The sequence below is a fragment of the Thiohalorhabdus sp. Cl-TMA genome, from assembly GCF_041821045.1.
Taxonomy (GTDB): domain Bacteria; phylum Pseudomonadota; class Gammaproteobacteria; order Thiohalorhabdales; family Thiohalorhabdaceae; genus Thiohalorhabdus; species Thiohalorhabdus methylotropha.
In genome coordinates this window covers 86,209-105,430 of record NZ_JBGUAW010000008.1, presented here as the reverse complement: position 1 = coordinate 105,430, position 19,222 = coordinate 86,209, and the positions used below count along the sequence as shown (strand labels likewise).

18 protein-coding genes and 1 tRNA gene are annotated in these 19,222 nt (G+C 68.6%); 16 read left to right on the top strand and 3 right to left on the bottom strand.

Translation table 11 applies throughout. The annotated features are described in order from the left end of the window. The first annotated feature begins 107 nt into the window (after positions 1-107). The 10 genes from rplT to ACERLL_RS12430 all read left to right on the top strand — a co-directional run bounded on the left by rplT (position 108) and on the right by ACERLL_RS12430 (position 8,135). Complete coding sequence (rplT, locus tag ACERLL_RS12475; RefSeq protein ID WP_373656424.1) at positions 108-467, top strand: 50S ribosomal protein L20; 360 nt, start codon at positions 108-110, stop codon at positions 465-467. Between the two features lie 128 nt (positions 468-595). Continuing rightward, positions 596-1,624, top strand: coding sequence for a phenylalanine--tRNA ligase subunit alpha (gene pheS / locus ACERLL_RS12470; protein ID WP_373656423.1), 1,029 nt, complete (start codon positions 596-598; stop codon positions 1,622-1,624). Between the two features lie 162 nt (positions 1,625-1,786). Beyond that, entirely contained in the window at positions 1,787-4,183 is a 2,397-nt protein-coding gene (pheT, locus tag ACERLL_RS12465) for a phenylalanine--tRNA ligase subunit beta (protein WP_373656422.1), read from the top strand. A 119-nt stretch (positions 4,184-4,302) separates the two neighbouring features. After that, on the top strand, positions 4,303-4,596 hold the full coding sequence (locus ACERLL_RS12460) for an integration host factor subunit alpha (protein ID WP_373656421.1): 294 nt from the start codon (positions 4,303-4,305) through the stop codon (positions 4,594-4,596). Beyond that, the gene (locus ACERLL_RS12455; RefSeq protein WP_373656420.1) at positions 4,593-4,952 is read left to right on the top strand and encodes a MerR family transcriptional regulator; all 360 of its coding nucleotides are present in this window, start codon (positions 4,593-4,595) and stop codon (positions 4,950-4,952) included. Before ACERLL_RS12460 ends, ACERLL_RS12455 begins: the two co-directional genes overlap by 4 nt. 38 nt (positions 4,953-4,990) lie before the next feature. After that, positions 4,991-5,067 (top strand) — tRNA-Pro (locus tag ACERLL_RS12450). Between the two features lie 82 nt (positions 5,068-5,149). Continuing rightward, positions 5,150-5,917 (top strand): 5'/3'-nucleotidase SurE, encoded by a 768-nt coding sequence (surE, locus tag ACERLL_RS12445; RefSeq protein WP_373656419.1) that lies wholly within the window; start codon positions 5,150-5,152, stop codon positions 5,915-5,917. Continuing rightward, entirely contained in the window at positions 5,878-6,561 is a 684-nt protein-coding gene (locus ACERLL_RS12440) for a protein-L-isoaspartate(D-aspartate) O-methyltransferase (protein ID WP_373656418.1), read from the top strand. Before surE ends, ACERLL_RS12440 begins: the two co-directional genes overlap by 40 nt. A gap of 148 nt (positions 6,562-6,709) precedes the next feature. Then, the gene (locus ACERLL_RS12435; protein ID WP_373656417.1) at positions 6,710-7,294 is read left to right on the top strand and encodes a YqaA family protein; all 585 of its coding nucleotides are present in this window, start codon (positions 6,710-6,712) and stop codon (positions 7,292-7,294) included. 52 nt (positions 7,295-7,346) lie between these two features. Next, the gene (locus ACERLL_RS12430; protein WP_373656416.1) at positions 7,347-8,135 is read left to right on the top strand and encodes a peptidoglycan DD-metalloendopeptidase family protein; all 789 of its coding nucleotides are present in this window, start codon (positions 7,347-7,349) and stop codon (positions 8,133-8,135) included. 26 nt (positions 8,136-8,161) lie between these two features. Here ACERLL_RS12430 and ACERLL_RS12425 read toward each other — a convergent pair whose 3' ends face one another. Continuing rightward, positions 8,162-8,545 carry an Mth938-like domain-containing protein gene (locus tag ACERLL_RS12425; RefSeq protein ID WP_373656415.1) on the bottom strand — a complete coding sequence of 128 codons (384 nt, stop codon included), beginning with the start codon at positions 8,543-8,545 and terminating at the stop codon, positions 8,162-8,164. Between the two features lie 179 nt (positions 8,546-8,724). On the opposite strand from ACERLL_RS12425, the gene alaC reads away from it, so the two are divergent. From alaC to recJ, 5 genes are all read left to right on the top strand, one after another. Continuing rightward, entirely contained in the window at positions 8,725-9,933 is a 1,209-nt protein-coding gene (gene alaC, locus ACERLL_RS12420; protein WP_373656414.1) for an alanine transaminase, read from the top strand. A 56-nt stretch (positions 9,934-9,989) separates the two neighbouring features. Further along, positions 9,990-11,309, top strand: a complete 1,320-nt coding sequence (locus ACERLL_RS12415; protein ID WP_373656413.1) for a homoserine dehydrogenase — start codon at positions 9,990-9,992, stop codon at positions 11,307-11,309. Between the two features lie 69 nt (positions 11,310-11,378). Continuing rightward, positions 11,379-12,449, top strand: coding sequence for a threonine synthase (gene thrC, locus ACERLL_RS12410; RefSeq protein WP_373656412.1), 1,071 nt, complete (start codon positions 11,379-11,381; stop codon positions 12,447-12,449). A 63-nt stretch (positions 12,450-12,512) separates the two neighbouring features. Continuing rightward, positions 12,513-13,667: a hypothetical protein gene (locus tag ACERLL_RS12405; protein WP_373656411.1), complete on the top strand. Its 1,155-nt coding sequence runs from the start codon at positions 12,513-12,515 to the stop codon at positions 13,665-13,667. 152 nt (positions 13,668-13,819) lie between these two features. Next, positions 13,820-15,598: a single-stranded-DNA-specific exonuclease RecJ gene (gene recJ / locus ACERLL_RS12400; RefSeq protein ID WP_373656410.1), complete on the top strand. Its 1,779-nt coding sequence runs from the start codon at positions 13,820-13,822 to the stop codon at positions 15,596-15,598. Here the strand turns inward: recJ and ACERLL_RS12395 are convergent. Further along, on the bottom strand, positions 15,595-15,912 hold the full coding sequence (locus tag ACERLL_RS12395; RefSeq protein WP_373656409.1) for a hypothetical protein: 318 nt from the start codon (positions 15,910-15,912) through the stop codon (positions 15,595-15,597). The genes recJ and ACERLL_RS12395 overlap by 4 nt on opposite strands. 228 nt (positions 15,913-16,140) lie before the next feature. After that, positions 16,141-16,599, bottom strand: coding sequence for a peroxiredoxin family protein (locus ACERLL_RS12390; protein WP_373656408.1), 459 nt, complete (start codon positions 16,597-16,599; stop codon positions 16,141-16,143). 136 nt (positions 16,600-16,735) lie between these two features. Between ACERLL_RS12390 and ACERLL_RS12385 the strand changes: the two genes are divergently transcribed. Continuing rightward, positions 16,736-19,186 (top strand): AsmA family protein, encoded by a 2,451-nt coding sequence (locus tag ACERLL_RS12385; RefSeq protein ID WP_373656407.1) that lies wholly within the window; start codon positions 16,736-16,738, stop codon positions 19,184-19,186. Positions 19,187-19,222 lie beyond the last annotated feature (36 nt).

The window sequence follows — 19,222 nt, the reverse complement described above, 5'->3', positions numbered from 1 at the left end:
CGGGAGCCGGGGCGGCCCTCCGAAGGGGCCGCCGGAATCCATTGGACCCCTGCGGGGACCCGGGAAGGGATCTGCGTGGGGAGCGAAGATCCAAGGAGTAATGCCTCATGCCACGAGTGAAGCGTGGAGTCGAAACGCACCGTCGCCACAAGAAAGTCCTGAAACAGGCGAAGGGCTTTCAGGGCCGGAAGAAGAACTGCTTCCGGGTCGCCAACGAATTCGTCGAGCGCGCGGCGCAATACCAGTATCGTGACCGCAAACAACGGAAGCGCGACTTCCGGCGGCTCTGGGTAACCCGCATCAACGCCGGTGCCCGCGAGCACGGGTTGAGCTATAGCCGCTTCATCAATGGCCTGCGCAATGCCGGGGTTGAGGTGGATCGGAAGGTGCTCGCCGACCTCGCGGTGCGGGACAAGGAAGCTTTCGCCAAGATGGTCGAGGTGGCCAAGGAAGCCCAGGCGGCTTAAGGGCCCTATCCCGAACGGGAATCGGCATCGCAGGGGAGAAAGGGCTTTGCCCTTTCTCCCTTTGTGTTTGGGGGGCGGACACCCAGCGACAACCCCGATCCCACCCTTGTGCAATTCGCGGAGCGAACATGCAGGAAAAGCTGGAGGCCATTCGCAATCGGGCGGAGCAGGAAATCCGGGACGCCGACTCCCTGGATGCGCTGGAGCGTCTGCGCGTCCAATTCCTGGGAAAGAAGGGCGAGCTTACCGAGCTCCTCAAGCAGGTGGGCCAGCTCGCCCCCGAGGAGCGCAAGGAAGCCGGCCAGGCGGTTAACGCCGCCAAGGAAGCCGTGCAGGAGGCCCTGGAGGCGCGCAGGGAAGAGGTGGCCCGGGTGGAGCTGGAGCGCCGTCTGGAGGCCGAACGGGTGGATGTGACCCTGCCGGGCCGGAATACCGACGTGGGCAGCCTCCATCCGGTGACGCGCATGCTGGAGCGCATCGAGGACCTGTTCGTCTCCATGGGGTTCGAGGTGGACAAAGGGCCGGAGATCGAGGATACCTTCCACAATTTCGAGGCCCTCAATATCCCCGAGGATCATCCCGCGCGGATGATGCACGACACCTTCTATTTCGGGGAGGATTGGCTGCTCCGCACCCATACCAGCCCCGTACAGATCCGCGTCATGGACGACCGGGAGCCTCCGCTGCGGACCATCGCCCCCGGCCGCGTGTTCCGGTGCGACAGCGATGTGACCCATACCCCCATGTTCCACCAGGTTGAGGGGCTCGTGGTGGACGAGGGGGTTACCTTCGCCCACCTAAAGGGGCTGTTGCAGGACTTCCTGCAACGGCTGTTCGAGCGGGACGACCTGCCGGTACGCTTCCGCCCCTCGTATTTCCCCTTTACGGAGCCCTCGGCGGAGGTGGACATCGGCTGCGTGATCTGCGATGGAGCGGGCTGCCGGGTGTGCAAGCATACCGGCTGGCTGGAGGTGCTCGGCGCAGGGCTCATCCATCCGAACGTCTTCGGTCACGTGGGCATCGACGCCGACAAGTACAGCGGCCTGGCCTTCGGCATGGGCGTGGAGCGGCTTACCATGCTGCGTTACGGAGTGGACGACCTGCGCCTGTTCTTCGAGAACGACGTGCGCTTCCTGGCGCAGTTCCAGGCTGGATAGTCCGGCTGCGCCGAACAGCAGCCAAGGAGCACCCGGGAGCGCGGGGAATAGTCCGGGGAGCAGGGAGCGGCCGCCGGATCGAGGTTCCGGTCGAAACGCGGGTTCCCCGTGCCCGCCGCGGTCCTGTCGGGTATTACGCTAGAGCAACGGGAAGGAACACCGATGCGGTTCAGTGAGCGCTGGCTCGCGGAGTGGGTGGAGCACGACTGGGACCAGGCGAGCCTGGTCCATCGCCTGACCATGGCCGGCCTGGAAGTGGAGGGCACCGAATACCTCGGACAGGGCCTCGACATGGTCCTCGTGGGGGTTATCGAGACCTGCGAACAGCATCCGAATGCCGACCGGCTTTCCCTGTGCACCGTGGACGCCGGGGAAGGGCACGCGCGATCCATTGTGTGTGGGGCCGACAACATGGGGCCCGGGGACAAGGTCCCGGTGGCGGTGCCGGGCGCTTTGCTGCCCAACGGCCTGAAGATCAAGAAGAGCAAGCTGCGCGGCGAGGTCTCCGAAGGCATGCTGTGCTCGGAGACGGAGCTGGGCCTCGCCGAGGAATCCGCAGGGCTGATGATCCTGCCCGCGGATGCCCCGGTGGGCGCGCCGGTCCTGGAATACCTGGAGCTCGACGATACGGTGGTGGAGCTCGATCTGACCCCCAACCGGGGCGACTGCCTCTCCATCGCGGGAGTGGCCCGGGAGGTGGCCGCGCTCGCGGACTGTCCCCTGGTGGGGCCGCCCCTTGGGCCGGTTACGCCGGTCCTGGAGACGCGCCGTGGCGTTCATCTGGAGGCGGGGCCCGATTGCCCCCGCTATCTGGGTCGGGTGGTGGAGGAGGTGGATCCCAGTCGGAGGACCCCGTTCTGGATGCAGGAACGTCTGCGCCGCTGCGGCGTCCGACCCGTATCGCTGCTGGTGGATATCACCAACTACGTCATGCTGGAGCTGGGCCAGCCCCTGCATGCCTTCGACAACGACCGGCTCACCGGGGATGTCCGTGTGCGGCACGCCCGCTCCGGGGAGCCGGTGACCCTGCTGGACGGCAGCGCCGCGGAACTGGAAGCCGGCGCCTTGGTGATCGCCGACGACGCCGGCGTTCAGGCCGTCGCGGGCGTGATGGGGGCGGAAGCCACAGCGGTGGGGGAGGCCACCGCCAATGTCTTCCTCGAGGCGGCCCACTTCCGGCCTGGCGCGGTGGCCGGTCGGGCCCGGAAGCTCGGGCTGCACACCGATGCCAGCCACCGTTTCGAGCGGGGCGTCGATCCCCACTTGCCCGTGATCGCCATGGAGCGGGCGACGTCCTTGCTGGTGGAGCTGGCAGGGGGCAAGGCCGGGCCGGTGGTGGAGGGGGTCAACGAGGCTGATCTGCCGCAGCGCCCCGTCATTCCCTTCCGGCCCGCACGGGCGGATGCCCGCCTGGGCACGAACCTCGGCGCCGAGGCAATGGGCGACGCTTTTCGCCGCCTGAGCTTCGAGGCGGAAGAGGAGGGCGAGGAGTGGGAGGTGGTGCCGCCGTCCTTCCGCTTCGATCTCACTCTGGAAGCCGACCTGATCGAGGAGGTCGCCCGCCTCCACGGCTACGACCAGCTGCCCACTGCCCGCATGGTCGGCCCCATGGAGCCGCACGCTGGCTACGAAACCGACGTCCAGGACCGACCCCTGCGCCAGGCTCTGGTGGATCGCGGCTACCGCGAGGTGATCACCTACAGTTTCGTGGACCCCGAGATCGTGGCCAGGCTCGATCCCGAGGCCGACCCGCTTGCCCTCGCCAACCCGCTCTCGCGGGAGCAGTCGGTGATGCGTCCCGATCTGTTCGCCGGACTGCTTGAGACCGCCGCGGCCAACCAGGCGCGCCAGAATCATCGGCTGCGGCTGTTCGAGCTGGGCCGCGTATTCCCGCAACGGGAGGGCGCCCTACAGCAGCGGGATGCCATCGGCGGCCTCCTCGCGGGACCCGTGGACCCGCCCCACTGGGAAGGCCGCAAGCGCTCGGCGGACTTTTTCGATGCCAAGGGAGACGTCGAGGCCCTCCTGCGCCGGGCCGGGGTAAGCTCCCGCCGGACCGAGCTCGTGGCCGACACCCATCCCGCCCTGCATCCGGGCCAAGCGGCGCGGATCCTGGTGGACGGTGAGGAGACCGGCTGGCTCGGAACCCTGCATCCCTCCCTGGCCGAGGCGGTGGAAGTAAGTATGGGTACGGTGCTTTACCAGCTTGATCTGGAAGTGCTTCGTGGCCACTCTGGGGGGGTGCCCCGGTACCAGCCGGTATCCCGCCTCCCGGTGACGCACAGGGACTTGGCGGTTGTGGTTCCGGAGGCCGTCACGGCGGCGGCCCTGGAGGGCCTGCTGGCCGAAGGACTGGAGGAGGGTCCGCTGAGTCTCGTGGACTGGCAAATTTTTGACGTTTACACTGGCAAGGGCATCGAGGAAGGCTTTAAAAGCATGGGCTTGTCGCTGACACTCCAGGCCCGTGACGAGACGCCCACCGACGAGCAGATCGATGCCGCCGTCTCCCAGTTGGTGGAGCGGTTCGGGAATCGACTGGGGGCGACCCTTCGAGCTTGATGCCGCACGGGAGGCCCTTCCCCAAGATCCTGCTTCACTAGGTCTCCGGAGCCGCACCGCCCCGGCGTGGCGGACTCCGGAGGCTTTACCGTCCGAACACGAATATTGAGGGGTCCAGATTGGCAATTACCAAGGCGGACCTGGTGGAAATGCTCCACGACCGGATCGGGTTCAGCAAGAAAGAGGCCCGGGAGCTCGTGGAGACCAGCTTGGATGAGATACGGTTGGCCCTGGCCAACGGAGAGGAGGTGAAGCTCTCCGGCTTCGGGAAATTCGAGCTTCGAGACAAGCCGCCCCGGCCGGGGCGCAACCCCAAGACGGGGGAGGAGGTGACCATCACCGCCCGCCGGGTGGTCAATTTCCGGCCCAGCCAAGTGCTCAAGGGCCGGGTGAACGGCGAGCCCGTGGAATGAGTGAAGGCGCCCCGCTTCCCGACAAGCGGTTCTTCGGAATCCGGGAAGCGGCGGAGCTGTGCGGTGTGGAGCCGCACGTGCTGCGTTACTGGGAGGAGGAATTCTCCCAGCTGCGGCCCCTGCGGCGCAGCGGCAACCGGCGCTATTATCGGCCGGAGGACGTGCGGCTGGTCCAGCGTATCCGATATCTGCTCTGGGAGCGCAAGTACACCATCGAGGGGGCCCGCGACCGCCTGAACGAGGGCGGCTCCGCCGAGGGCGAGGCCAGCGCGATGGCCGTGCTGCGCGAGGTGCGCGGGGAGCTGTCCGCCCTCCTGGCCGATCTCGATGCCCGGGAAAAGCAAGGCATGGATTGACCACGGTCTCCGGTTTCCCTAGAATATCAACTTCTGTTCGGGGCGTAGCGCAGTCTGGTAGCGCACTTGCATGGGGCGCAAGTGGTCGGAGGTTCAAATCCTCTCGCCCCGACCATATTCCTCATCCAGCTTTTTCCTCCCTATATCGCTCGGGCCGGGCAGGCCCGCCTCTATAAGTGGGCCGAGGGCTTGCTCCGGTGATTCTGATCAGTAACGACGATGGCTATCGGGCCCGCGGTATCCAGGCGCTCAGCGAGCATCTGCGTGCCGTGGATCAGGTTCTGGTGGTGGCTCCCGAGGCGGACCGCAGCGCCGCCAGCAATGCCCTGACCCTTCTCCATCCTCTTCGCGCGCGTCGCATAACCGAGGACACCTTCGCCATCGACGGCACCCCCAGCGATTGCGTGCATATCGCCCTGGGCGGCGTCTTCGAGGTGGAGCCCACGGTGGTGGTATCCGGAATCAACCACGGTAGCAATATGGGGGATGACGTGGTCTATTCCGGCACCGTGGCGGCGGCCGTCGAGGCCCGCCACCTGGACACCCCCTCCATGGCCGTTTCCCTGGTGGGACGCAATGCCACCCATTTCGAGACCGCCGCGCGGGTGGCCGCCCACCTGACGGGGCAGCTCCTGTGTACCCACCAGCTCCCTCCGCAGCTGATCCTCAACGTCAATATCCCCGACCTGCCCTTCGAGGAGCTGAAGGGGGTCCAGGTGACCCGCCTGGGCAATCGCCACGCGAGCGAGCGGGTGGTGGTGGACAAGGACCCGCGCGGCGAGACCATTTTCTGGATCGGCTCCGCCGGTCCGGAAGCCGATTCCGGCCCCGGAACCGACTTTCACGCGGTGCGCTCCGGGTATGTATCGGTTACCCCCCTGGGGCTGGACATGACCCACTACGAATCCATGCAGGAGATCGAGGGGTGGCTCCAAGGCGCCCCCATGACTCCGGAACAGGAATGACCTCGGCCCGCACCCGGGAGCGCATGGTCGACGGCCTGCGCGCCCGGGGTATCGGGAGCGAGGCGGCGCTTTCGGCCATGCAGCGGGTGCCGCGCCACCTGTTCGTCGACGAGGCGCTGGCGACCCGGGCGTACGAGGATACCGCACTGCCCATTGGCTGGGGCCAGACCCTGTCCCAGCCCTGGGAAGTGGCGCGTATGACGGAGGCGGTGCTCGAGGTGGCCCCGGAGCGGGTGCTCGAGGTGGGGGCGGGCTCCGGTTACCAGAGTGCCGTTCTCGCGGAGCTGGTGGACGGTGTCTGGGCCGTGGAGCTGCTGCCCCAGCTGGCGCGGCGCGGAAAGCAGAACCTGCGCACGCTGGGCTACGGGAATGTCCGCTTCCGCGACGGTGACGGCCGAACCGCCTGGCGGGAAAGCGCACCCTTCGATGCCGGGCTCATGGCCGCCAGCGCGGAAGGGCCGCCCGAGGAGATCCTCGACCAGATCCGGGTGGGCGGCTGTCTGGTGGGCCCGGTGGGCACCGGAGAGGACCAGCGGCTCATCCGCTGGCTGCGCAATCCGGACGGATTCCAGGCCGAGGACCTGGGTCCCTGCTGCTTCGTCCCTCTGCGTCACCAAGCGGGCACGCCGTCCTCCTCGAAGTAGCCCGAAGGTGGACGAAGCCCGCTCCGGCAGGACCTTTCTTGACGCGCATTAAGTATTGCCGAATTCCGGTGTCCGAACGGTCCAAGGCAGGCCGGGGGCGGTACCGGGAGCCGGGCAATAGGCCAATTCTCGTGGAAAAGGGGCTGATATGATCCGACGCCTGGTGCACTGGTCCCTGGTCAAGGCCGGCCATCCCCGCGCTCCGCTCTGGCTGGGCACTCTCTCCTTCGCGGAATCCTCCGTGTTCCCGGTTCCCCCCGACGTGCTCATGGCGCCCATGGCTCTGGCCCGGCCACGCAAGGCCTGGTATTTCGCGGCGCTGACCACCGTCACCTCCGTTCTGGGAGGGCTGGTGGGCTACCTGATCGGGGCCCTTTTGTACCAGGCGGTGGCCGAGCCGCTGCTGGCCTTCTACGGCGCCCGGGAGGAATACGCCCGGGTCGTGGAATGGTTCGGCGCCTATGGGGGGTGGGCCGTATTTCTGGCGGGGCTCACCCCCATTCCCTACAAGGTGTTCACCATCGGCGCCGGCAGCCTGCAGATGCCCCTGCTGCCCTTCGTGGTGGGCTCCCTGGCCGGTCGCGGACTCCGCTTTTTTGTCCTCGCCGGTATCATCCGTGTGGGCGGTGAGCGGCTCTATCAACAGGTGGAGCGCTGGTCCCCGGCCGTGTTCTGGACAGGCCTTGCGGCTCTGGCCGGACTGGTCCTGTACAGCTTCTACTCGGGCGGATGAAGCGTCCGCGGTAATGCGATAGGCTGGCTATATATACCTTGTGGAAGACACCGTGGCCAGCCGCAGCTCCCGATTTTTCCTGTTTTTGTCCGTCGCCGCGCCCCTCGCCCTGACGGGGTGCGGCGCACCGCCGCCCCTGTACGCGCCGCGCTATCACGGCCCCACGCCCCCGTACTATTACGTCCGGCGGGGGGACACCCTCTACAGCATCGGACGGCGCTTCGGCGTGGACCATCGCAAGATCGCCCGCTGGAACGACATCGAAAACCCTTCCAGTCTGGAATTGAGCCAGCGTCTGCGGCTGATTCCGCCGGACGGGCAATCCGGGGACGGCGGTGGGGATACGGGTGGTCGGCGCGGACGGGACGGCGGCGGCTCCGGGACCGACAGCCAGGACGTCACCACCAAGGAAATGCCCAAGGTAGAAAAGGTGGCGGTGCAAGGGCAGGCGGAGGCCGGGGGGCCGGGGGGCTGGCTCTGGCCCGTCAGCGGCCGCATTATCCGCAGCTACGATCCAGAGGGGCGGTCCCGCAGCAACGGCATCGACATCGCGGCCCCCTCGGGGGCCGAAGTGCGGGCGGCCGCTCCCGGCCAGGTGGTGTACGCGGGTGACGGACTGCGCGGCTACGGCAACCTCGTGATTATCCGCCACGGCGGCGGTTTTCTCACCACCTACGCCTATAACCGGGAGAACCTCGTGGCCGAGGACGACACCGTGGATGCGGGGCAGCCGGTGGCCCGGGTTGGCAAGACGGGGGCCGCAAAGCAGCACTCCCTGCACTTCGAGGTGCGCCGGCGCACGGACCCCATCGATCCGCTGCAGGTGCTGCCCGACCGCTGAGGAGCCGCACCGGGAGGGTGGGGGCGTTAGCCGGCCCGCTCGGTGAGGAACAGCGCCGCCGCAACCACCCGGTCCTCGCTCATGAGCAGGTTGTAGGTCCGGCAGGCGGCCGGGGTATCCATGGTCTCCACCCCGATCCGGTTGTTGACGAGCGGCGCCGTCACCCGGGGCTCGGGGAACTGCAGCCGGTCCCCCGTGCCGATCAGCAGCACCTCCACGCCCGAATCCACCAGCGGCTCCAGGTGCCAGGCCTCCAGGTCGCCTGAGCGCTCGGGAAGCCAGCCACTCCACATGGATTCCCGGAAGAGCATCAGGCTCTCGTTGAAGCGCTCTTCGTTTATGCGCAGCTCGCCGGGGGCATAGCCCCGGATCAGGTAGCTGCCCTCGGTCTGGATCTCACGGAAGTCCATGAATGCCTCTTTTGTGCACGAAATGGGTCTGGCGGCGGGGGCGGCCGGTGCGCAAGGCGGTTTCCCCCCGAAAGCGGCCTGGGATAATTTGACACCTTGAGCGCCCCGTCAGTAAAGTTCTTGGATTTCTCCGTCCCACCATTCGTTCAACCGACTATCGCCGAGGCCACGTTTTCCCCATGGATCATGATTTTCAGCGCATGAAGCGATTGCCGCCGTATGTCTTCGCCATCGTGAACGAGCGCAAGATGGCGGCACGCAAGCGCGGCGTGGACGTGGTGGACTTCGGCATGGGCAATCCCGACCGGCCAACTCCTCAGCACATCGTGGACAAGCTCTGCGAGGCGGCCCAGCGCCCGGATACGCACCGCTACTCTGCCTCCCAGGGCATTCCCCGGCTGCGCAAGGCCCTGTGCCAGCGCTACGCCGACAAATACAACGTGGAGCTCGATCCCGACAGCGAGGCCATCGTCACCATCGGCTCCAAGGAGGGTCTGTCCCATCTCCTCCTGGCCACCATCGGACCCGGGGATGTGGTTCTGGCGCCCAATCCCACCTATCCCATCCACACCTACGGGGTGGTGATCGCCGGCGGCGATCTGCGCTCCGTGGAGATGGGGCCCAACGTGGACTTCTTCGCCGAGCTGGAGCGAGCGGTGCGGGAGGGGTGGCCGAAGCCCAAGATGCTGATCCTCAACTTCCCGCACAATCCCACCACGGCGGTGGCGGGACCGGAGTTCTTCGAGAAGGTGGTGGCCTTCGCCAAGGAGCACGGGCTGTGGGTGGTCCACGACTTCGCCTACGCGGACATCACCTTCGACGACTACAAGGCGCACAGCTTTCTGGAGGTGCCGGGGGCCAAGGACGTCGGGGTGGAGTTCTACTCCCTGTCCAAGAGCTTCAACATGCCCGGTTGGCGGGTGGGCTTCGCGAGCGGCAACACCGAGCTCATCGGCGCCCTCAAGCGCATGAAAAGCTACCTGGACTACGGGATCTTCACGCCCATCCAGGTGGCCTCCATCATCGCCCTGGAGGGCCCGCAGGACTGCGTGGAGGAGAATCGGCAGGTCTACGAGGCGCGCCGCAACACCCTGGTGGAGGGCCTCAACGACGCCGGCTGGCCGGTGGAAAAGCCCAAGGCCTCCATGTTCGTATGGGCGCCCATCCCGGAGCCCTTCCGGGAAATGGGCTCCCTGGAGTTCACCAAATTCCTGCTCGACGAGGCCGCGGTGGCCGTTTCTCCGGGCATCGGCTTCGGGGAGTACGGGGATGGCTACGTGCGCTTCGGCCTGGTGGAGAACGAGCACCGGACCCGGCAGGCCATCCGCAATATCCGCAGGTTGATGCGCACGCACGCCCCGGCGGCCTTGGGCTCCACACAGGAGTAACGGCCGCCCCTAACGGCAAATCGGTGGAAACGGTTACAGGGGAAGGAGACCCGAAGGTGGATCCAGTACGCGTCGGAATTCTGGGACTGGGCACGGTGGGCGGCGGCACCGTGAGCCTGCTGCGCCGCAATGCCGAGCCCCTCGAGCGGCGCCTGGGCCGCTCCCTGGAGGTGACCCGGGTGGCGGTGAAGGACCCGAGCAAGCCCCGTCCGGTGGAGCTCGACGGCATCGACGTGGGCACGGATGCCGAGTCCATCTGCACCGACCCCGAAATCGACATCGTCATAGAGCTGGTGGGCGGGGTGGACAATGCCGAGCCCCTGGTGCGCAAGGCGCTGGAGCACGGCAAGCCGGTGGTCACGGCCAACAAGGCCCTGCTGGCGGAGCGCGGCAACGAGCTGTTCCGCTTCGCCGGGGAAAAGGGCGTGGACCTGGCCTTCGAGGCGGCGGTTGCCGGGGGCATTCCCATCATCAAGGCCCTGCGCGAGGGCCTGGCCGGCAACCGCATAGAGAGTGTGCACGCCATCGCCAACGGCACCGCCAACTACATGCTGTCCCGCATGCGCACCGAGGGCATGGAGTTCGAGGATGCCCTGAAGGAGGCCCAGGACCTTGGGTATGCGGAGCTGGACCCCACCTTCGACGTGGACGGCATCGACGCCGCCCACAAGCTGGCCCTGGTGGCGGCCGTGGCCTTCGGTGCGCCCATCAACTACCAGGCCCTGCACATCGAGGGTATCCGCAGCATCACCCGCGAGGACATCCTCTACGCCGGGGAGCTGGGCTACCGCATCAAGCTGCTGGCCATTACCAAGCATGGCCCCGACGGTGGCATCGAGCTGCGGGTGCATCCGGCCCTGGTCCCGGAGGACACCATGCTGGCCAGCGTGGAAGGGGTATTCAACGCCGTGCAGGTGGTAGGAGACGCCGTGGGGCCGACTCTCTACTACGGTCCCGGCGCCGGCGCCGATCCCACGGCCTCCGCGGTGGTGGGCGACCTGGTGGATGTGGCGCGCACCCTGGGCGCCTCTCCGGAGTACCGGGTCCCCTACCTGGGCTTCCGCGCCGACGGCATGCAGGAGCCGCGCTGGGCCCACGTGGAGGAGGTGGAGACCGAGTACTACCTGCGCATGCAGGCCCAGGACCAGCCGGGGGTACTGGCTCAGGTGACGCGCATCCTCTCCGAGGAGGGCATTTCCATCGAGGCCTTCCGTCAGAAGGAGCCCCATCCCGGTGACACGGATGTGCCGGTGGTGCTGCTAACGCACACCACCAAGGAGCGCGCCATGCGCAGGGCGGTGGCGGCCATCGACCAACTGGACGTGATCAACGGCCCCAGTCAGCTGCTCCGCCTCGAGGAGGTGGACGCGGTCTGACTCGGGGCCCACCCCCGTTTTCAATCGTATCGGAGCCCGGCGCGCCTGGGCGATACCACGGAGTAGCGAGTGACCAAAGCAACCCGGTACACGGGCCTGATCCAGCATTATGCGGGTCGTCTGCCCATCGACGATCCCGCCGACGCCATCAGCCTGGGCGAGGGCCGCACGCCCTGTATCCGCACCTACAACCTGCCCCGCAGGCTGGGCTTCGAAGGCGAGATCTACCTCAAGTTCGAGGGTCTGAACCCCACCGGGTCGTTCAAGGACCGCGGCATGACCGTGGCCGTCACTAAGGCCTTCGAGGAGGGCTCGCGCGCCGTGGTGTGTGCCTCCACCGGCAACACCTCCGCCTCGGCGGCCGCCTACGCCGCCCGGGCCGGCATGACCGCCTTCGTCATCATCCCCGAAGGCAAGATCGCCCTGGGCAAGCTGTCCCAGGCCATGATGCACGGCGCCAAGGTGATTCAGATCCGCGGCAATTTCGACGACGCCATGGAAATTGTCCGCGAGCTCGCCGAGGACTACCCCATCACCCTGGTGAACTCCATCAACCCGCACCGCCTGCAGGGGCAGAAGACCGCCGCCTTCGAGGTGGTGGAGGAGCTGGGCCGCGCCCCGGACTACCACGCCCTGCCCGTGGGCAATGCCGGCAACATCACCGCCTATTGGATGGGCTACAGCGAGTACGCCGAAGAGGACCGCTGCGGCAAGCCCGTCATGCTTGGCTTCCAGGCCTCGGGCTCGGCGCCCATCATCGAGGGCCACCGCATCGGTAGTCCGGATACCGTGGCCACCGCCATCCGCATCGGCAACCCGGCCTCCTGGGACAGCGCCCTGCGGGTCCAGCAGGAGTCAGGCGGCTGGTTCGACTCGGTACAGGACGCGCAGATCCTGGAGGCGCAGAAGCTGCTGGCCTCTACCGACGGCGTGTTCTGCGAGCCCGCCTCCGCAGCCTCCGTAGCCGGCGTGGTGGCCGAGATCCAGGAGGGTCGGATTCCCCAGGGCTCCACGGTGGTCTGCACGCTCACCGGGCACGGCCTCAAGGACCCCGATACCGCCATTGAGCAGAGTGATCAGCCCTATACGGTGGACGCCACCGAGTCCGCGGTAGAAGGGGTCATCAAGGCGTTCATCTGATCCGGGCCGCCGCTCCAGGAACGGACGGCGCCAATCTTTGACCGCCGCGTGTCGGAGCCGGTCTTGAGCAAGCATCTGCCCCCCGATCTCGTCCTGCTGCTGCGCGGCGCGGCGGATCACCCGCAGGATCTGCTCGGTGGCCGCACGCCCCTGCAGTATGCCGAGCTTCCCAATCTGCGGGCCCTTTCCCGCCGGGGCCGCCTGCGGCCCTTCGACGCCGCTCCCTCGGGCCATTCCGTCCATGCGGGCGGGGACCTGTTCGGCGCCTTCGGCCTTCATCCCCCATCCGACCAGGATCCGCCCGCCGGTCTGATCGACTGGTACGGTGATGGCCGGGACCCGGCCGAAGGGAGGTATCTGCACGCCGACCCGGCCCATCTGGCCGTCACCCCGGAAGCGGCGGTGGTCACCGATCCCGATGATCTCGCCTTGCACCCGGAGGAGGCCGAGGAGCTGGCGGAAGCGCTGAACCGCGAGCTGTTCGAGCCGGAGGGTGCCCGGCTCGTGGTGCTCGCGCCGGGCTGCTGGCTCCTGCATCTGCCCCGGGATCCGGGCGTCCGTAGCGTGGCCCTGGAGTCCTGGATCGGCGCCGACGCGCGAGGCGGGCTGCCGCGTGGCGCGGAGGAAGCCGCTTGGCACCGCCTGGCCAACGAGGTGCAAATGCTCCTCGCCGCCCATGCCGTGAATGGCCGCCGCCGCATGGAGGGGCGGCCCGAGGTGAACACCCTCTGGTTCTGGGGCGCCGGAGCCTTTCCGGGCCGGCCGGAAACCCCGCCCTGGCGGGCGGTATGGGGGGAGGCTCCGCATCTCTCCGGGCTGGGGCGTCTGACCGGTACCGGTTTGCGGGGGCCGGTGTCCGACTTCCAGGAGGTCCTTCGGGAGAAGGGAAGCGCCGGCGGACCGGTGCTGGCGGTGGCGGACCGGCCGCGGGCCGCCGGGGCCCGGGGGGATCTGGGCGCCAAGGTGGACGCCCTTGAGGCGCTCGATCAACAATGGCTCGGCCCGCTTTCTACCGCCCTGGCGGAGGGCGTGGCGCGCTCGGCCTGGGTGATTCTCGGTCCGGAGGCGCCCACGGGCGCCCGTCCGGCCGAGCCCTCGCCGCCGGCCCCGGCGCTGGACTGCCGGGCCGGACGGCTTTGGCCCTGGAACCGGCCGCGGCCGGTCAGCGAGGAGAAGCTGGCCGGACAAATCGTTGGCTGGGAGGCCTTCTTCCGCTAAGCTGACCGCCGTTTGGCATCCCCGCCATCCTTTCCCGATGGGGAAGGGGGCCGTACCCTGTCCAGATCCGGACCGGTCTCCGCGACTGCTCGGCCCGTTCCCGGAGGGCCGGGCGCGGAGAGCGCTATCCGGGCGTCGTTTGGGAGATTTGGTTGACCGGACATCGTGCCCGCCATTGGACGCCGCGCTCCCGCGACCCGCAGGCCGAACGGCGGCTCGTAGACGCCGGAACCGATCCCCTCCTGGCACGCGTGTACGCCGCGCGGGGCGTGCACACGCCCGAACAGCTCGAACGGCGGGCCAGTGCCCTGGAACGCCCGGACGGCCTGCTTGGCATGGAGCAGGCCGTCAGCGTGCTTGCCCGCGCCATGGAGCGCGACGCCACCATCTGCATGGTCGGCGATTTCGACTGCGACGGCGCCACCAGCACCGCTCTTTCCGTGGTGGCCCTGCGCGCCATGGGGGCCCGCGTTACCTATGTGATCCCCGACCGGTTCCGCTTCGGCTACGGCCTCACCCCCGGAATCGTCACCGAAGCCGCCGACCAGCTCGCTCCCGACGTCCTGGTTACGGTGGATAACGGCATCTCCAGCCGCGACGGCGTGGCCGCCGCCCGGGAACGGGGCATGGCGGTGGTGATCACCGACCACCACCTCGCCCCCGCCGAGCTTCCCCACGCCGACGCCATCGTCAATCCCAACCAGCCCGGCTGTCCCTTCCCCGCCAAATCCAGCGCCGGAGTGGGAGTGATCTTCTACGTCATGGCGGCCCTACGCGCCCACCTGCGCGAGGGAGGGTGGTTCACGGCCCGCGGCCTGGAGGAGCCCAACCTCAACGAGCTGCTGGATTTGGTGGCGGTGGGCACCGTGGCGGACGTGGTCCCCCTGGAGCGCAACAACCGAATCCTGGTGCACCAGGGCTTGGGCCGCATCCGGGCCGGTAAGGCGCGGCCGGGGGTACGGGCCCTGGTGGAGGTGGCGGGACGGGAGCCGGAACAGCTGCGGGGGGCGGATCTCGGCTTCGTGGTGGGGCCCCGGCTCAACGCCGCCGGACGCCTTGAGGACATGAGCCTCGGCATCCGCTGCCTGCTGGCGGCGGATTTCGGCGAGGCCCGCGAGCTGGCCCGGGAGCTGGACAGCCTCAACCAGCAGCGCCGCTCCCTGGAAGCCGACATGCACGACGACGCCGTGGAGGCCCTGGCGGACGACCCGGCCCTGGCGGAGCGCCATGGCATTTGCCTCTACCGCGAGGACTGGCACCAGGGCGTGGTGGGACTGGTGGCCTCGCGCATCAAGGAGCGCCTCCACCGGCCGGTGATCGCCTTCGCTCCCGGGGACGGCGGCCTACTCAAGGGCTCCGGGCGCTCGGTGGCGGGGATCCACATACGGGACGTTCTCGACCGGGTGGCCTCCACCCATGACGGTCTGCTGAGCCGGTTCGGCGGCCATGCCATGGCCGCCGGGCTGTCGCTTGAGCCCGATCGGCTGGCCGTCTTCGAGGAGGCCTTCGATAATGCCGTGCGGGAGCTCGCCGATCCGGAGGCCCTGACACCACGCCTGGAAACCGACGGTGAGCTGGGCCCCGAGGAGCTCAATCTACGCAAGGCGGAGCTGCTGGAGAGCGGCGGGCCCTGGGGCACCGGATTCCCGCCTCCCCTGTTCCAGGGACGCTTCCGGGTCCAGGAGATGCGGGTGGTGGGCCACAACCATCTAAAGATGTGGCTGTGCCCGGACGGCGGCGATTTCACCATCGAGGCCATCCAGTTCCGCGGAGCCCCCGAGGGACGTATACCCGAGCTTGAAGCCGTGGAGATGGCCTACCGGCTTGAGGTGAACACCTTCCGCGGCCGCCGCAGTGTCCAGCTGGTGGTGGAGGAATGCCGGGAGGCCGGGCGTTCCGGTTCCGCCGACGGCGGGTACGCGGCCTCCTAGTCCTTCTCGCGGGGCGCTTGGTCCTCGGCGGAGTAATGGCGCTCCGGGCTCACGTGATGCTCGGCGGTGCTGAATGGCTCGTGGCGCTCGTCCTCCTCCGCACCCCGGACGGTGAGCACGGCCCAGATCGCCGCCGCCGCCCAGAACATATCCCCCAAAATCATCCAGGGCGTCCACGGCGCGAGCGCATAGGTGACCAGCGCGGCAAGGAGGATCACCCCGATGGGCCCTACGGTGGCGGAACGGCGGCCGAGGCCGATTACGGCCACAGGCGGGAGAAGAACGGCCAGGACGTAACGGGCGGGAAATCCCATGGGGTAGTGTCCTCCTCACGAACGCGGAAAATGGAGCCGGACCGGCCTTCGGGTACGGAACGGAGGTCCGCCCGCCTTGTCCGGCGTTTCCCATCTTGTACCTTAAGTATCCGTGAACAAATAGGAAACCCGGCTCGCGGCTGCCGCTGGGGGACCGGGGCGCCACGTTGGGGACGCGGCGGTCCGGCAGACTCCGGTGGCCGGGCCAGGGGGGATCGGCGTCCCGGTTCAGGCTTCGGTGCGCCGCCAATGGGGGGCCATGATGCCGCATTCCTCGCACTGGACCTGGGTGAAGAACAGCCAGTCGGCGATCTCGCCGTGATCGGGGGCCGCCGCTTCCGCTCCCTCCCAGCGAGCGAACAGCTCCCCGTAGGAGTCGAGGACCAGGACCGAGGGACGGTTCCGGGTCATCCGGTCCCCGGTAGCACCGCGGGGGTCCCGAAGCACCGGGAAAGGCAGTTCCGCCGCGGGCGCGGTGCCGGGCACCAGTGCGAGGACCTCGCCCCCGGACCGGCGGTAGTCCGGGTAATGCTCGGCGAACCCGCTCAGCAGCCCCGATGCGTCCCGTTCCGGCAGCACCAGGACCACGGGACGCCGATGTTTGTAGTCCCAAAGGGACACAGGCCGCCCCTGGCGGTCCGTCAGTCGGAAGTTGGCGACGACTTCTCCGGGTCGGGCAACAGCCATGGTCGTCCTCCGGTATGGTGAGTGGGCTTGGCTGGATTTTCCGTTTTGGACCGGTGGGAGCGGGCGGAATTCGGCGGGCTCGCCATCCGAGCCGGGGGAAAGCCGCCCGGCCGGTGCAATGGCGCAGGGGGCGAAGATGAAACGAGTGCGGAGATTCCTGCTCGCCGGTCTGGCAGGGGTGGCGGCGCTGCTGCTGGTGGCCGCCGTGGCCGTTTCCTGGCTGGTGGACGCCAGTGCCTACCGGGGGGATCTGGAGGCGCTGGCGAGCCGCCATTTCGGCCGCCCGGTGGAGATCCAGGGCGTCATGCGCCTGGATCTTCTGCCCTGGCCCGGCCTGGAAATGCAGGAAGTGCGGTTGGCGGACGCTCCCGGGTTCGGGCCGCAGCCGCTGGCACGGGTGGCGCGGATCCATGGTCCGATTCGGCTGCTTCCCCTGCTCCGGGGGCGGGTTCGTCTGGGCGCCGTGTCGCTGGAAGGGCTGGCGGTGCACCTGGTCGGAGGCCGCAGCGGCCGTGGCAACTGGTCTCCGGCCAAGGAGGGAGGCTCAGGGGGGAGTCCACTTGCCGGCGTTGTCGGCCTGGCCCACGGCGGCCTCCGCGTCAACGACGGCAAGGTGATTTGGGAGGACCGCAAAGCGGGCCGACGCCTTGCGCTGAAAAACCTGCGCCTGGAGAGCGGTGCGCTGGCTCCGGGCCGCCGGGTGCCCCTGGCGCTGTCGGCGGATCTGCGCGGCCGGGACTCCATTCCGCGGGGCACGGTGGAGCTGACCACCGCTTTGATCGGGCGGCCCCAGGAGCGGGAATACCGGGCCCGGGATCTGGAGGCGGACCTGAGCCTGCGGGGACGCCACCTTCCCGGAGAGCGAATCGATGGGCGCCTGCGGGTGCGGGAGATCCTGGCGGATCTGGACGCCGGCCGGTTCCGGGCCGGCCGTGTGCTCCTGGACGCCCTCGGCTTGCGGATGACCGGGGAGGCGGAGGGGGGGCGCGCTTCCGGCGGGACCGATTGGAGCGGGCATTGGAAGGCGGAGGTCCGGGATCCAGGCCGCGCGGCGGCGGTCCTGGCCCGATTGTCCCTGCCCAGACTCCCTCCCGGAGCCCTGGAGCGTTCCTATCTGCGAGCCGGCTTCCGGTACTCGGGGGCCTCCCAAAGCGCGTCCCTCACGGATGTGCGGGGCTCGGTGGCCGGCCTGCACGTGCAAGGCAGGTTGGAGGGCCGTTCGCCGCTGTCCGACCCCGCGCTTGAAGGGAGGCTGTCGCTTCGTGTGGACCACGGCCGCAAGGTGGCGGGATGGCTGCTCCGGGGAGCCCCCGAGGGATTCCGGGCCGGCGGCCTGGAAGGGGGGCGGGTTTCCGCGCGGATCGCCTTCGGCGGCGCCCCGCAAGGTTTGACCCTGGCCGGTCTGGAGGGGCGGCTCGGCGGACTGCTCTTCACCGGCCGGGCCCATTCCCCGGACCTTCGCACGTACTCCGGGCGGCTGGAGACCGCGGAATTCGATCCGCGCTCCTTGGCCAACCGCCTGGGGCTGCCGCTTCCGCCGAGGTCGGATCCGGGCGTGCTCCGCCGGGCCGAGCTGGCCGCCACTTTCTCCGGCGGGTCCGCCCGCATTGCCTTCCCCCAACTTCACGCCACCCTGGATCGCTCGCGGCTCACCGGCGGCCTGCTCCTGGTGGCCGGTGCGCGCCAGCCGCGGATCGGATTCGATTTCCACGTAAACGGCCTGGATCTGGACGCGTATCTGCCCCGGTTGCAGTCGGCGGCGCCGTGGCCGGCCGGGGTGGCCGCCGCGATCCTTACCGAGGTTCCCGTGCGGACCCTGCGTGGATTGACCCTCGGCGGCCGTCTGCGGGTGGACGGTCTCAGGGCGGGCGGTGTCCGAATGGAGCGGCTACGGGCCAGCCTGCACGCCGCCCGCGGTCGGCTGCGGGTGGAGTCGATGCATGCCCGCTTGTACCGGGGGCGATACCGGGGCCGGCTGCAGGGGGACGTCACTGGGCGGAAGCCCAGGCTGGCGCTGCAGGAGCGGATCAGCGGCGTACAAGTGGGGCCCTTGCAGCGGGATGTGGCCGGTAAGGTGCTTGTGGACGGAGTGGCTCGGCTGGACCTGGACCTGGAGGCTCGGGGCCGCACCCCGGCGGAGATGGTGCGGACACTGGAGGGAACGGGCGGATATCTCCTTCGGGAGGGCAACCTCGTGGGCCTGGATTTGATTGAGCGGGTTCGGTCTTACCTATCCCCGCTGGGCGGAAGCGGTCCGGCCGGTGGGGGCGCGGGTACCCGCTTTCGTTCCCTCCAGGGCACCCTGGAGGTCCGGGACGGCCGCATCCATAGCCGGGACTTGAAGGCGATGGCGGCTCTCTTCCGCGCCGACGGAAGCGGTTATGTGGACCTGCCGGAAGGTCACCTGGACTATGCGCTCGATCTGGCCCTGCGGGGAAAGGACGAAGCGCTCCCAGCGCTCCTGAATGGCCTGGTGATCCCGCTCCGTCTGCACGGTCCCCTCGCCGACCCACGGGTGGATGTCCAGCTCGGAGACATGCTCGGCGTCGGGCTCGACAGCGGCGGGACGGGCCCTGGCGACTCCTGACCGCCCGAAAATCCACCCGATATTACGGCGCCCTCT